The sequence below is a fragment of the Winogradskyella sediminis genome, assembly GCF_003387355.1.
Classification (GTDB): Bacteria; Bacteroidota; Bacteroidia; order Flavobacteriales; family Flavobacteriaceae; genus Winogradskyella; species Winogradskyella sediminis.
The window spans coordinates 1,348,836-1,364,019 of the sequence record NZ_QUNH01000001.1 but is presented as its reverse complement, the minus strand read 5'-3'; the positions used below and the strand labels follow the sequence as shown (position 1 = coordinate 1,364,019).

At 32.6% G+C, this 15,184-nt stretch carries 13 protein-coding genes and 1 tRNA gene; 5 read left to right on the top strand and 9 right to left on the bottom strand.

Annotation, left to right across the window (positions count from 1 at the left end):
• Positions 1-26: 26 nt before the first annotated feature.
• Positions 27-2,210, bottom strand: a complete 2,184-nt coding sequence (locus C8N41_RS05730; RefSeq protein ID WP_115838524.1) for a S9 family peptidase — start codon at positions 2,208-2,210, stop codon at positions 27-29.
• Between the two features lie 150 nt (positions 2,211-2,360).
• On the opposite strand from C8N41_RS05730, the gene C8N41_RS05725 reads away from it, so the two are divergent.
• The gene (locus C8N41_RS05725) at positions 2,361-3,683 is read left to right on the top strand and encodes a hydroxymethylglutaryl-CoA reductase, degradative (protein ID WP_115838523.1); all 1,323 of its coding nucleotides are present in this window, start codon (positions 2,361-2,363) and stop codon (positions 3,681-3,683) included.
• A 9-nt stretch (positions 3,684-3,692) separates the two neighbouring features.
• Positions 3,693-4,625, top strand: a complete 933-nt coding sequence (locus C8N41_RS05720; protein ID WP_115838522.1) for a GYDIA family GHMP kinase — start codon at positions 3,693-3,695, stop codon at positions 4,623-4,625.
• 60 nt (positions 4,626-4,685) lie between these two features.
• On the opposite strand, the gene C8N41_RS05715 is transcribed toward C8N41_RS05720, so the two are convergent.
• The 7 genes from C8N41_RS05715 to C8N41_RS05685 form a co-directional block, all read right to left on the bottom strand.
• A complete protein-coding gene (locus tag C8N41_RS05715; protein ID WP_115838521.1) occupies positions 4,686-6,833 on the bottom strand; it encodes a peptidylprolyl isomerase in 2,148 nt (715 codons plus the stop codon).
• 201 nt (positions 6,834-7,034) lie between these two features.
• Positions 7,035-8,324 (bottom strand): hemolysin family protein, encoded by a 1,290-nt coding sequence (locus tag C8N41_RS05710; RefSeq protein WP_115838520.1) that lies wholly within the window; start codon positions 8,322-8,324, stop codon positions 7,035-7,037.
• A 3-nt stretch (positions 8,325-8,327) separates the two neighbouring features.
• A complete protein-coding gene (locus tag C8N41_RS05705; protein WP_092444901.1) occupies positions 8,328-8,519 on the bottom strand; it encodes a hypothetical protein in 192 nt (63 codons plus the stop codon).
• Positions 8,520-8,642: 123 nt separating this feature from the next.
• Positions 8,643-9,209 carry an LPS export ABC transporter periplasmic protein LptC gene (gene lptC, locus C8N41_RS05700; protein WP_092444903.1) on the bottom strand — a complete coding sequence of 189 codons (567 nt, stop codon included), beginning with the start codon at positions 9,207-9,209 and terminating at the stop codon, positions 8,643-8,645.
• The gene (locus C8N41_RS05695; protein ID WP_092444905.1) at positions 9,210-10,571 is read right to left on the bottom strand and encodes a hypothetical protein; all 1,362 of its coding nucleotides are present in this window, start codon (positions 10,569-10,571) and stop codon (positions 9,210-9,212) included.
• A gap of 15 nt (positions 10,572-10,586) precedes the next feature.
• Complete coding sequence (locus C8N41_RS05690) at positions 10,587-11,909, bottom strand: hypothetical protein (RefSeq protein WP_115838519.1); 1,323 nt, start codon at positions 11,907-11,909, stop codon at positions 10,587-10,589.
• Positions 11,909-12,637: a type III pantothenate kinase gene (locus C8N41_RS05685; protein ID WP_092444909.1), complete on the bottom strand. Its 729-nt coding sequence runs from the start codon at positions 12,635-12,637 to the stop codon at positions 11,909-11,911. The genes C8N41_RS05690 and C8N41_RS05685 overlap by 1 nt, the downstream gene beginning before the upstream one ends.
• A gap of 102 nt (positions 12,638-12,739) precedes the next feature.
• Between C8N41_RS05685 and C8N41_RS05680 the strand changes: the two genes are divergently transcribed.
• Together C8N41_RS05680 and C8N41_RS05675 are read left to right on the top strand one after the other, a co-directional pair.
• Positions 12,740-12,815, top strand: a tRNA-Phe gene (locus C8N41_RS05680).
• 109 nt (positions 12,816-12,924) lie between these two features.
• Positions 12,925-13,248: a hypothetical protein gene (locus tag C8N41_RS05675; protein WP_115838518.1), complete on the top strand. Its 324-nt coding sequence runs from the start codon at positions 12,925-12,927 to the stop codon at positions 13,246-13,248.
• Positions 13,249-13,639: 391 nt separating this feature from the next.
• On the opposite strand, the gene C8N41_RS05670 is transcribed toward C8N41_RS05675, so the two are convergent.
• Complete coding sequence (locus tag C8N41_RS05670; protein WP_115838517.1) at positions 13,640-14,509, bottom strand: hypothetical protein; 870 nt, start codon at positions 14,507-14,509, stop codon at positions 13,640-13,642.
• 216 nt (positions 14,510-14,725) lie between these two features.
• On the opposite strand from C8N41_RS05670, the gene C8N41_RS17180 reads away from it, so the two are divergent.
• The gene (locus tag C8N41_RS17180; protein WP_262510566.1) at positions 14,726-14,848 is read left to right on the top strand and encodes a hypothetical protein; all 123 of its coding nucleotides are present in this window, start codon (positions 14,726-14,728) and stop codon (positions 14,846-14,848) included.
• The last annotated feature ends 336 nt before the right edge of the window (positions 14,849-15,184 follow it).

The window sequence follows — 15,184 nt, the reverse complement described above, 5'->3', positions numbered from 1 at the left end:
CTAAGTACGTATTCAATCTATAATTTTTAGAGTTTATCACCCAAGGTACGATGAATAAAGTTAGTCATCTTTTTATACAAGTGAAGCCTTGTATTACCTCCATAGATACCATGATTTTTATCTGGATAAATCATCCACTCAAATTGTTTATCTGCCTGAATTAGTGCTTCTACCATACGCATAGTATTTTGCACATGTACATTATCATCACCCGTACCATGAATTAACAAATAATCTCCTTTAAGCTTATCGACATGGTTTATTGGTGAGTTTTCGTCATATCCACTAGGATTTTCCTGAGGTGTAGTCATATAACGCTCTGTATAAATTGTATCATAAAATCTCCAACTCGTTACAGGTGCTACAGCAATGGCCATTTTAAATACGTCGTTACCTTTAAGCAAAGCATTACTACTCATAAAACCACCATAGCTCCATCCCCAAATTCCGATTCGAGATTCGTCTATATAATCTAATTGACCTAATTGTTTAGCGGCTTCAATCTGGTCTTCAACCTCATATTTTCCTAATTCTTTTTGAGTCACTTTCTTAAAATCGGCACCTTTAAACCCGGTACCTCGTCCATCGATACAAACAATGATAAAGCCTTGTTGTGCTAACATTTGATACCAATAATCATTAGTCCCATTCCAACGGTTAGCGACTTGCTGAGAACCAGGGCCAGAATATTGATACATCAATAATGGATACGTTTTGTTAGGATCAAAATCGGCAGGCTTAATTGTCCACATATTTAAATCATTCCCATTTACTGCAATAGTACTAAATTCCTTCTTAGACATTACATAAGCTTCAAGTTGTTGCTCCAAACGATCGTTGTCTTTAATAGACTTAATCAGTTTACCAGTCTTTGTTTGATGCAATGTATATTCCTGTGGAGTTGTTGCACTTGAAAACGTGTTAATAAAATAAGTGAAGTCGGCACTAAAGGACGCATTATTTGTTCCGTCTTTCTGTGTCAGTCGTTTTTTATTTTTACCATTTAATTTGATGGCATACACATCTCTATTTATAGATCCATTTTCTGTAGACTGATAGTAAATGGTATTTGTTTTATCATTAAATCCGTAATAATTTGTAACCTCCCAATTCCCTTTGGTTACTTGATTAATAAGTTTACCGTCTTTTGAATAGTGATAAATATGATTGTAGCCATCTTTTTCGCTCGTCCAAATAAAACTATTGTCTTCTAAAAATGTTAGATTAAAAGTTACATCTATATATGCCTTATCTTTCTCAGCCAATACATTAGTCATGCTCTTTTCTTTCGTATCAAATAGCATAAGATCTAACTCATTTTGATGACGATTCATAAATTGAACGCTTAAAATATTAGCATCATTTGTCCATTGTAATCTAGGAATATAGAAATCACCTGGTTTATCTTCGCTCAATTCTATGGTGCTTTTGTCATCTACATTGTACAATTGCAAAGATACTTTAGAGTTAGCTTCTCCAGCTTTTGGATATTTAAAAACATGTTGTGTTTGATATAAGTCTGAACCATACTCATCCATTGAAAATTCTGGCACTTCAGACTCATCAAACTTAATATAGGCAATTTGGTTGCTATCAGCATTCCAATCAAAAGCTCTTACAAAACTAAATTCTTCTTCGTAAACCCAATCTGTAATTCCGTTTATAATTTTATTTTTCTCACCATCTGTTGTGATCTGCTCTACGTTTCCAGATTTTAAATCTTTAACATATAAATTATTCTCAAATCCATATGCCACTTTAGTACCATCAGGAGATAAAGTTGGTTCTTGTACCAACTGATCCGATACTTTTGTAACGTCTTTAGTCGCCACGTCATAAATGTAATATTCACCCAATGTAGAACGTCTAAAAACGGGCTGCGAGTTTGTCGTTAAAATTATTTTAGACTCATCTTCATTGAAGGAATAATCAAAAAAACCTCGAATCTCAGCAATATCAGCAGAAGAAACTAAGGTTTTTACTTTTTCTAATGTTTTATAATCGTAAATATCTATTGTAGAAGTTCTGCTCTGTCTATCGAAATTTAAAACTGAATATTGTTTCCCATTTTTCATTGAATGCAAGGCCTGCATTCCTTCTGTTCTAAACTTTCCACTCCAGATGTCTTGAAGCGTAATTTGTTTTTCTTGACAAAAAACTAAAGAGGTCATTAAAAAGCAAAAAACAGGTAAAATCTGTCTTAATTTCATAAATTTTATATTTTAATAAAGCAAGCCCAAGTTTACTAAAAATTATGCAAAAAATAGCTAATATTAACAGTAAATCGGCATTTACAGTCGATTAGGCACACATTTTATGCCAATCCTAGTATCTTTGTTTTTTTTAAAATAAAAATCAACATGCCAAACACCATTTCTGGATTTTCTAAGCTGTCTAAATCTGAAAAAATTGAGTGGCTTTTAAACACCTATTTTACAGACAAAGACAAAGCAAGATCCCTTGTACAAGGCTATTGGAACTCTGACGATAAACTTCAAAAATTACACGATGAGTTTATAGAAAATACTATTACCAACTACTATTTACCTTTAGGAGTTGCACCCAATTTTTTAATTAACGAGACCACTTATACCATTCCGATGGCTATTGAGGAAAGCTCGGTAATTGCTGCAGCGAGTAAAGCGGCTAAATTTTGGCTAGATCGTGGAGGTTTTAAAGCCAAAGTGTTATCTACTGAAAAAATTGGGCAGGTTCATTTTATTTACAACGGAGCGTATGATAAGCTAAAAGCATTTTTTGAGTTTGTAAAGCCAAAACTTATTAAAGAGACCGCATCTATTACCAAGAACATGGAACGTCGTGGAGGTGGTGTTTTAGATATTGAGTTACGCAATAAGTCTGAAGATTTACCTCATTATTTTCAACTTCACGCCACGTTTGAAACCTTGGATGCGATGGGAGCTAATTTTATTAACTCTTGTTTAGAACAATTTGCAACAACGTTTAAAACTGAAGCCTTACAGTTTGAGCACTTTAATTCTGAAGAGCAAAACATAACTATTGTGATGAGTATTCTTTCTAATTATGTGCCTCAATGTTTAGTGCGTGCTGAAGTTTCATGTAAAATAGAGGATTTAAAAAGTAAAGACATTCCGAACCCAGAAACTTTTGCTCAAAAATTTGAACAAGCTGTTCGTATTGCAGAAGTTGAACCCTACAGAGCAGTGACCCATAATAAAGGAATTATGAACGGTATTGATGCTGTGGTATTAGCAACTGGAAATGACTTTAGAGCGGTTGAAGCCGGAGTACATGCCTATGCAGCAAAAGATGGTAGATATACAAGCTTAACACATTGTTCTATTGAAGACGGACTATTTAAGTTTTGGATTGAAATTCCGTTGGCTTTAGGAACGGTTGGTGGTCTAACGCGATTACATCCATTAGTAAAGTTTTCTATGGATTTACTACAACAACCAACCGCAAAAAATCTCATGCAGATTGTTGCCGTTGCAGGATTAGCTCAAAATTTTGCTGCTGTAAAATCTTTAACAACTACAGGAATCCAAGAAGGTCATATGAAAATGCACTTAATGAATATCTTAAATCAGTTTGAAGCCACCGAAACCGAAAAAACGACTTTAGTAACACATTTTAAAACTAATGTCGTTACCCATAGTGCAGTTGTAGAAGCTTTAACAAAACTGCGTGGATTAGATTAAATATTCATTTTGAAAGAAACAACTCAATCATATCGAAGTAACGGAAAACTATTACTTACTGCAGAGTATGCTGTTTTAGACGGAGCAAAAGCTTTAGCCATACCTACATCTTATGGTCAAAGTTTGGTTATTAAAACTTATGATTCGGATGCTATTCAATGGAAGAGCTATAACGAACTTAACGCGGTATGGTTTGAGTGTATTATTTCTTTGGACGCCATTAAATCTTATCGACCTAATCGATTAGTAAAACACTCTGTAGAAGAACGTTTAATACAAGTATTACATGCTGCTCAAGAGCTAAATTCAGAATTTTTAATAGACAACCAAGGTTACCTTATTACAACCCATCAAGATTTTAATAGGCTTTGGGGATTGGGCACCTCTTCTACCTTAATTAATAACATAGCGCTTTGGGCCAATGTGAATCCGTATGCACTTTTGGCGCGCACCTTTGGCGGTAGTGGTTATGATATTGCTTGTGCGCAACACTCTACTGCTATTACATTTCAACTACAGTCTAAAGCCAAAAATCCTATAGTAAACGCTGTAGATTTTAAACCTGAATTTAGAAATCATCTATATTTTGTATATCTCAATCAAAAACAAAATAGTAGAGATGGTATATCTGCTTACAAAGCCTTAAATAAAATTGATACCAGCGGCATTACTAAAATTAATGAAATTACAGATCAAATGATTGTATGTAATTCTTTGTCAGAATTTGAAATATTACTTAATGCCCATGAGCATATTATAGCACACTTTATAGATCAAAAGCCTGTTAAGGATCGGTTATTCTCTGATTTTAATGGTGCAGTAAAAAGCTTAGGTGCGTGGGGAGGAGATTTTGTTTTGGTAACGTCTAAAACCGATCCTACAGCTTACTTTAAGAACAAAGGTCTTCATACAGTGCTTCCCTATAAAGATTTAGTTTTGTAAATAGAAAAAGGCTTCACATTTCTGTAAAGCCTTTTTTATTGTTCTAATGATGCTAAGGTTTTAGTAAACCGTTTTAGCTCTATTATCTTCTATTTCTGCAGCATTTTCTAAAGCAGAATACACTTTAGACTGTACTGTATTTCTACGTTCAGCACTCAATCTATTTGCAATAGCTCCGTAGTTTTCTAACTTGGTTGGTTCGTTAACCTTAGTCACTTCAACAACGTACACTCCTTTTTCACCATCAATTGGCTTAGAAGTTTCTCCTTCTGCTAACCCAAATGCAGCACCAACTACTTTAGGCTCAACACCCGCACCAGATAATGTAGTGTTTTTTATAGTAAGCGCAGCTGCTGTTTTAGGATTCTGTCCTTGATTCTTAGCGATATCAGCAACAGTAGTTGCTGTAATTTTTTCACGGATTAATTCTGCTTTCTTCTCTTTTCTAATTTCTGGTAAAGCTGTTATTGAAGCATCTTCAGTACTCATTAATCCTGCTTCTCTTACCTCTACTACTTTAGCAACAATAAAACCAAAATTAGATATTGCAAAGTTTTTGTAGTCACCAGCTTCTGTGTCTTCATCAAAAGCCCAACGTACAACTTCTCTTTGACTTCCAAGTCCTGGAATATTTTCATCTAAAGCTTTAAATGTAATTGGCTTAACGGTTAAATCACGTTCTTTAGCCAACGTATTAAAGTCTCCATCTTTTGCAGCAATTTCAAATTTAGACATCACATTAAACACGTCTTGAAGTGTTTGATCTGAAGGCTCAATTTTACTCGCAATTGTTGCTACTTTAATAGCTTTATTAAAACTCTTTTGCTCTAATATTTCAATAATATGATATCCAAAAGATGTTTGTACCACATCGATATCTCCTTCTTTATTATCAAAAGCATACGCTTTAAATTCTGGTGCCATTCCGGCTAAATAATCAAATTCAATTTCACCATCTTTTTCGTTACTAACTTTATCTGATGATAATTCTAATAAATCTAAAAACTTAGTACCAGCTTTAATTTCCGCATAAATACTATCTGCTGTTGCTTTCGCTTGCGCAGGGGTTTTAGTTACCGAAGCATCAGCTCTTTGTCCACCAACAAAAGGTACTAATATATGACGTACTTTTACAGAATCTGGCAATTGCTTAGTGTCTACAACTTTAGACAATTTATAGTATTCACCATCTTTATAAGGTCCGTAATAACCACCAACTGGTAAATTCATTAACGTATCTTTAGCAACGGCAGGTAACTGACCAGCTCTTAAATAAGCATCGTTATATTTAATATCTGAATTTGAATTTACGAACTCTTCAAGATCAGTAGCAGAATCGAAACCAGGAATAGTTTCTGTATTCTTACTGTTTTCGTTATATTCAGTTCTATCCGCTTTTAACGCTAATAAATCGGCTTTAATTTTATCTTCATCAGCTTTTGAAGCCTCTTCTTTAAATTCTACATAAACCACTTCTCTTGTAGCCTCTGTTTTATAAGTATCCTCGTGCTTTTTCATATAAGCAGTGATTTCACTTTTAGACACCTCAACTAAACTATCTGCGATAGTAGTGTAAGGTACTTGTACATATTTTATGTCTACTGTTTTAGCATCTCCGTAATAGTCTTCCTCTGCTTCAGACACTGTTGTACCAAGACCTGCTTTTATCAAATTATAATAAGTTTGCTGAATTGCATTTGTTGCAATCGTCTGCTCATTGTTTGTCCAACTTTCATAATTTACTAAGAAGTTCCCTAAAGGCGCAGTGTCACCATTTAAATCTTTTAAATTAGCTATAAATGCATTTAAACGATTGACATCAAAGTTTCCATTTGCATCCTGAAATTCTGGATAAGAAGAAAAGCTAGTCTTCAATAAATCCCTCATTTCATCTTTTTCTACAGACAATCCTAATTCTTCAAACTCAGATTGTAAAACAATTTTACGCACTTCTTGGTTGTAAATTGCATTCATAGATTGTGTAGACGTTTGTCTTCCACCTGCTCTATCTTGGTAGTTCTTTACTTTTTGTTGAAACTCTGTACGGTTAATATCCGTACCATTGATAGTCGCAACAACATCTTGTGATTCTCCTGTTAGAGCATCAGAATTTTTGAATAAATCTCCAATTACGAATGAAAATAACGCTAATGCAATAACTAATATTAATACTAGTGAGCGTTGTCTAATTTTATTTAAAACAGCCATAGTTTTTTTGTAATGTCTTTAATTTGGTGTAAATAAGTCTGCGAAAATAGCATATTCTAATAAATAATAAAAGGAGAAGTGTAGTTTTTATAAAGGTTATAAATATAAATTAAAATTTATGTGGCATACACTCAAATTAGCTGACTAAAACAAACCGTAATGAACTTACAGTTTGCACTTTTTAAGCTGTAATAAAAATTGTTAATCAACTTCTAAAACCTTTAAAAGCACCTCGTCAATTTTAGTTGAGGACACTTCTGTTATTGTGAATTTAAAATTTTCGATTTGTACATCATCATGTTCTTGAGGGATACCTTCAGTGGCATGCACAATTAGCCCACCTAAGGTTTCATAATTTTCACATTCAGGAAGTTTTAATTTATAAGTTTCATTAATGTAATCGACCTCTAATCGGGCAGAAAATTTATAGGTTCTATCATCAATCTGCTCTTCTATCATAGCGACAACATCATGTTCATCTTCAATTTCCCCAAATAATTCTTCAACAATATCTTCAACAGTCATTATACCAGATGTACCTCCATACTCATCAATAACTACAGCCATACTTCGGCGTTTTTTAGTTAGAATACTCAGTACATCTTTAATAAGAATGGTTTCTGGTACAAAGGCCACACGTATAATGATAGACTTTATGGATTGTGGTTTTTTAAACAATTCAAATGCGTGAACATAGCCTAAAATATCATCGATACTATCTTTGTATACGATAATTTTTGTTCGGCCTGTTTCAATAAAAAGTTGCCTTAAATTTTCGATGGAATCTGAAATTTCAACTGCTGTAATTTCGGTACGTGGCACCATTACTTCGCGAGCTTTTACCTCCGAAAACTCTAAAGCATTCTGAAATATCTGAATCTCACTATCTACATCTTCATGATTTTCAACAGACTCCATTTGTTCCGTAATGTAGTTACCGAGTTCTACTTTTGTCATTGCTAAAACAACATCTTCTCCTTTTGCTCTAAATATATGTTTTAAGACTGCATCTGAAATCCATATGATAAAGTCGGAAACCCAAGAAAATAGCACGTAAAAAATGTAAGTCGGAAATGCCAAAACCTTTAATAAAGTATTCGCGTAAATCTGAAAAAACACTTTAGGTAAAAACTCTGCCGTGATCAATATCACTAAAGTTGAAATGACAGTCTGTGTTAATAATTGTAAGTCGACAAAAAGATAGGTTAAAGCAGCACTATCGGAAGGCAAAAGGCTTTGAAACCAACGTATAAGAAGGTCTCCCATTTTAAACCCATAGATAACCAATGCTATATTGTTTCCAATAAGCATGGTTGCTATATATTTTGAAGGTTTAGCCGTTAGTTTACCTAAAATTTTCCCTAAAAAATCTCCTTGTTTTTTCTCTAATTCTATATGAATTTTATTGGAAGACACATAAGCGATTTCCATACCAGAAAAAAAAGCGGACAATAAAAGTGTACTAATAATTATGACTACATCAAAAGTCATAGGTTACTTATTATTACGATCTTCAAACTTTTTACTGAAACGTTTTCTAAAGAAAAACATAAAAGTTGCCAGTGCAGCAAATACTAACGACATATAAGCCCCATTTCTGTTGTCGGACCATTTAGTGATAGCATCTGAAATAAAAAGCACTGCAAAAATAATATAAGCGTAATGAAAAATCTTCTGTATTTTCATGTGTTAATTGATTGTTTTTAATTTGTCACAGACAATGCATTAGTCACATTGTGATATAACACCACTATTATTTAAAATGCTTAAATGCTGTGTTAAATACTAAAATTATTAAGACAAAGATACTTAATTATCGAGTTCTATTTCGCCTCCCATTTCTAACAACTGAAAGTTTTTAAATTCTTTATCAGAATCAAAACCGACTCCATGAGAAGGGCTTCCTAAACGTTTAAACAACCATGGCTCATTAGTAAACAACCATTCTAACTTTTGGTTATAGTACAATTGCTCCGTAAATAGGGTGTCTTTTTGGTGTGTTGCAATTTTCACATCGCCTCTTAAATCAATAATATCGGTATCAGAATAAACGATAGCATAATTAGAGGTTATTGTCGTTTTGTTGTTATTGTCGTCGTACAGTTTAAGTTCTATACCATTAGGAAACTCATTAAATGCAAATTGTCTGTTAGAATAATCTAACATTTTTGGACTTAATAGGTTAGCAACTAACCGAACTGTATCCTCCTTAAACACTGTGTATTTTAGATCTATATGTTCGGCTTCACCAATAGGTTGATTTTGTAGTACACCAACTTTTTGAACCTCACTAAAGTCATTGCTACACGAAAAAAACAAAGTCACAACGATTGCTGTGACTAAGTTTTTGATGATATGTGAATTATTTATTTTCAATTAATTCTTTGGTACCGTTACTGAACGTCCTATCCAACATCCAATTTGAATAACTTCACCTGCACAAGTACAGTTAAAAATCTCTGTTTTAGAAGGAGCACTAGCTCTATAACTAGCTGCCGTTTGAGCTGCTGCTTTTCTTAAACGACCATCTACTCTACCCGCTTTTTCTGCTTCTAAAGCCGCCAACCAAAATACAGCTCTTTTGTTAAAGTTAGTATCTCCACAGTTATTTGCACTTTTTGCGTACATCGCAGCAATAGATAAATGTGGTGAACCATCTGAAGGATTTAATTTTAAAGCCTCGTTGTAATATTTTCTAGCTTTGCTATAACTTCCTTTAGCTTTAAGTTCTTGTGCTAATTTTTTATACAGCTTTGCCTTTTTTAAAGGATCTGTTTCTAACTGAACTGTCTGATCAAAATACTTTTGTTCATTAGTTAATAAATATAAATAAAATGCTGTATCTGCACTAGGTTCGATACTATTTTTTTGCTGTACTAATTGGATAAATAAAGGATCATCTTTACAACCTTTGGCGTACATTCTATTCATGGCACGTTGTAACCACTCACCATTGTTTTTATTCTCTTCAAAATCTTTTTGATATAAAGGAATTAAGACTTCACAAGTTGCTCTTTCACCAACTTTTTGATCCATACTAGACTTTACTTTATCAAAGGCCTCTAGACTGCTTTCGTGATACTTTTTGTATTTTAATTCTGTCTTATTTAAAGTAGCACCACCTTCTTCTTTCTCTACTAACTTATTAAGTTTCTCGGTATGACTTTTTTCTATAGCCTCAATCAATTCGATAACATCATCATACTTATCAAACATTTGTTGAGCAGTTTTCTTTTCTGCATCATATAAATCTACAATTAAAGAAAAGTAAGTATATAGACCTTTTGCACTCGTAAAGTTTTTAGAATCTTTCTTGGCAGCATCGTCAAACATATTATACAATTGCTCATCAGAGAACCCTAAATCTTCTCTATACTTATATGCTAAGTTAGCTTTATCGGCTAAAACTTCACCAAGATCATATTTAGATGCAAAGTGCTCTCTACTTTGATCGTACAAAAGCATTAAATCTTTAATGTGGGCTACTTTTTCTTCACCAGCAGTAGTTTCAATTTTATGATTTAAAATCTTCTCACCATGCACATAAATTGCTCTATTAAATTTAGGACACTTTTCTCTTACTATTTTCCATGGCTCATAAGCGTCGTCATATTTTTTACTCTTAACGTAACTATCAAAAATTGATAGGTTGTTCATACACTCTTCATCTTGCTGTGCGAACCCTATATTAACACTCGCAAATAGTGCTAAAAATAGTATGGTAATTTTCGTCTTCATCGTTATTTAATTTTGTTAGTTATACTTTTTTTGTTCAAACCATCTCGAGTTCAAAGATAAACTTACATTGAAATTTATAAAATTCTCTTGAATTAAGTTTTGATTCGTTGTTCCACGTTTTCCAAATTCTAATCCAACATTGGCATTAGAGAAAAGGTTTCGGCGCCCAACTGGTAAACCTAAACCAAAAGATATGCCAAACTCTTTTATAGATTCATCTTTTATAACTAAACCTGTATTTGCAAAGTTAAATCCTGCTCTATATACCATACGTTTATGATATCCTGAAAATGCATTATAATCTGGGATATAAAAACCACCAACGGCTATTTGCGATGAATTTTCGAACGTTGAAATTTCATTTGAAAATACCGGATTAGAAAAATCACTAGCATTCTGGTAAGTATATTCAGCACCAACAAACCATGACTTTGGCTGACCAATTCCTAGCCCTAAAGCCAAGGTTCCTGGTAGGGTTAATTTTGTTTTTTTAAGATTCTGAGCTTCAAGGTTAGCATCAATAGTACTCGATGTCGCTGTTGTCTCTAAAGTTGTCCCATCCACGGTAACTGTAGAGAAGGTTCTTTCATTTTTGGAATTTAGTTTACTTCCTGGCGCATACGTTGTTGTTGCAGACAATTCTAATTTATCTGTAACCATGGTTTTGTAGTTTAGTCCAAAATTAAGATTTAATCCGCTTAGATCCGATCTGTTATACTCATCCGTTTGGTATTGCACAACATCACCTTCTGGTGTATATTCAACTTCAAGTGCATTATTCTGGATATTTCCAAAGTTATAGTTAAAGTCAACACCAACACTTAGTTTTTCTGTAATTTGATAACCTACACCAGCAAACACTCTGTTTAAACCACCTTCTCCACTAAAACGATTTACGATAACGCCATCGTCATTAATGTCATCTAACTTATAGCCTACAGATGTAAATGGTAAAAGCCCAAATCCAAATCCTAATTTACCTACAGGCACAGATATGGCTAAATAATCGAATATTGCAGTATTGGCATCACCTTCTGCTGTGTTGCTTTTTAATGTGGTATTAGACATTGTTCCTGCCACAGTGAACTTTACAGGCCTGCTTTCTCCATTAAAATAAGTGCCATTAAGAGGATTCCCTGCATAAGAAGCCGGATTTTTTAAATTAACGTGTATACTATCTAAGTAAACACCAATTCCTCCCATACTTCGGTTTTCTACAGTACCTTTAAACTTAAGGCTTCCAATACCATAAAAAGAATATGGAGAACCTGTACCTTGTTGTGCAAAAGCTGCAGAACCTATAATTGTAATACATATTACAATGAATCGTTTTATCATTATTTTGAATTATATTCTAGAATGAAATTCAAACCGTCCAAAAGAAAATTTGATTTCGCAAATATGGTATTTTTTAATTGGTTTGACAAAAATTTGCTATCTCCACCTGTTAAAATAACTGTTAAATCTGAGTAATCTCTTTGATATTGATCGATTACTCCATCAATTTCTTTAATTACGCCATAAACCACACCAGAATGAATTGATGATTCCGTAGAATCACCAATCAACTTCTGAGGCTGTTTAGTTTCTAATAACGGAAGATTTGCTGTTAAATTATTTAAGCTTAAGTATCGTAACCTCAGTCCAGGTGAAATAGCACCTCCGAGATAATGGTTCTCCACGGTTACAAAATCGTAAGTAATACAGGTACCAGCATCTATTATTAAAACATTTTTATTAGAAAATTGATTAACCGACGCACAGACCAATGCAATTCTATCTACTCCCAACGTTTCTGGTGTTTGATACGTATTCTTAAAAGGAAATTTTAAAGCTGACGTTAGTTCTATAACATTTAAATCTGCTTTTATTAATTCTATTTGCTCAATCGTTAAGTGACCCACAGAAGAAATAATTGCTTTTTTAAGCTTTGGAAAGTCTTTTTTAAGAGATTTATACTGATTTTTAAACGCATTAAGCTTAAAACTCAATTTGTATATTAAATCTGCGTCATTAAAAACTGCAAATTTCACATACGTATTCCCCACATCTACAATAAGATTCATAATGAAATATTAGATTGCAAATTTATAAAATCAAATTTTATCAAATTCTTTTTGCTAATAATAAAAATGCTTCTATATTTGCATCCGCTTAATCAAGCAACTGGTGCCTTAGCTCAGTTGGTAGAGCAAAGGACTGAAAATCCTTGTGTCCCTGGTTCGATTCCTGGAGGCACCACCATCAAAAACCCTTAACACACTTAAAAACAAGTGATTAAGGGTTTTTTTATTTCCATATTCCCGATATAATTATCGAAAACTGTAAATTTTTAACTATTAATTCTAAGATTATGGAAACTCAAAACAAAGAAAAAAACAATTCAACTACATTAAGCGTCGAACCAATTGGTAAAACGGTTAATAAAAACCTTTTTAACACTATCCATGGTGATACAAATGATAGACATATTAAAATACCCGTTGATGATTACGAAGATTTAGGGATAATAAAAGCTGATTTAATTGAGGCCTTAAATATTATTAATCATTCAAAAAACTGGATGCCATCAGATACAAGTATAACAGGAGCGTCTGATTCTATTATTAGGCTACTTAAATCTATGAGTATAATTGAAGAATTGAGTGGTTTAGATAAGTTTCTTAAGATTACTTAAAAATAAATTAATGTAAAAACCGTAAATAAAACCGTAACACACATTTGCGGTTTTTTATTTACGGTTTTTCGGTTTTTACATGGATAAACGTCACTACAATTCAGAGCACAATACAATTACAGATATTACAACCTTTAAAACTGGTAAGGATTTAGACAAGTATTCAAACTTAACATATGAAACGACCAATTAACAAAAAAGAGAGAATTATACTTGCGGTTTTACTAAGTATTATAATTATAAATTTTCTTTTTATCGCAATTAATCGGAGTTGATTTTTTTAATCTCAGCTTGTGGTAAATTGTATATAGATACCAAATAAATTAATGCAAAAACCGTAAATAAAACCGTGACACACATTTACGGTTTTTTATTTACGATTTTTCTGTTTTTACTTGAATAACCGACTTAAAAAGACACCAATACTAATACCTAAAAGAGCTTTAGTTCCATTTTTCATTCCTTTTTCTTGTGATTGTGGTTTTACATCTGGAGATTCATTTATAACAGGAGGGGTATAAGTGATTTCCTCTTCATCAGTAATAGAAATATTTGTACCAGTTTCTACTACGGAATTACCAATTAATTCTTTTTTTTGAATAAAAACATATTCTTCTACAACAAAATCTAACGTTTGATATTTATTTGTGTAAAGATTAAAAGGGGTTTCCTTAACGTTAAAATTAAGATTAGAAGACTCAATATACCCTTTAATATCAGCTTCTAATAATTCCATTTGGATAGATAAAAATCTATTTCTCGCAGTAATTACATTGTTGCTTAAAAATAAATGAGAATTGTGAGAAACAACATTATTAATTGACCAATTAATATATCCTATAAATTCATAAACATTGTTGTAAAATATTTTGAACTCATTAAGCTTAGGAGGTGTTATACTAAATTGTTTCATTTGTGTAAAATAAGAAAGAAAAAGCGGTTTAAATCTTGATTCTACCCAGAGATCAAGCAATGCTTCTTCCGCTTCTTTAAGCTCTACCTCTTGACTATTTAGATCACTTAATTGTTCGCTCCCACTATTTCTCCGAACCAATCCTGTATTAAATTGACCCGGATTTGAATTTCCAATATTAAACCCACCACCGTCAAACGCATCTCTTATTACTGTAAAAGCGAAAAAAGGATTGTGTGAGACTTCAGATACTGCATTAAGAACATTGTTTACCGTCCGTTTTAACCATCCAAAAAAACCGTTTAATCCGGGTTCTTTAAAATGATTTGATGTTACTAAATTTTTCATAATTTTTATACTTTAATGATGATACATGAAAGCTCTTAAAAAATTATGGTTGGTTTGATAGGAAAGAATACACAAATATAATAAAAATCCCCTTGTTTATTCCTTAAAAATGATTGCTTTAAATTTAAAAACCACCATTACCACATGGTGGATCTTACAAGGTGGACTAGCAATCATATAATTATTATCTTTGTCGTATGAAAAAACGCCAATGCTATGAACATTGACGTTTTCCGACTTCAAGTTAAAAGCCCTATCCTAATGAGAGATGGCACACTTTTAACCGTTAGTCTAATGCTTCCTAATGATGGAAGTCTTGAAGTTTATAAGCTCTCTTAACGAGGGCTTTTTCTATTATAAAACAAATCTAAGGAATTAATATTTACAGTTAAAAAACAGTCTGTATTTTTAAATTAAAAACTATTTACAAATATATAACACTCATTTTCTCGGTTTTACTTTCGGACATTCAGACATTGTTGATAATCAGCATATTAAATGTAGATATGTGTGTTATTATGACAGAAAGTGTCCGAAACTCAAAATACCCTCTGTCACTTTCTGTCACTTTCTGTCACGCTTTCTGTCTATATATTTACATATAAAACACTATATATCAATATGTTAACAATGTGTCCGAAATGACAGAAAGTATTTTGAATCATTTTAAAATTT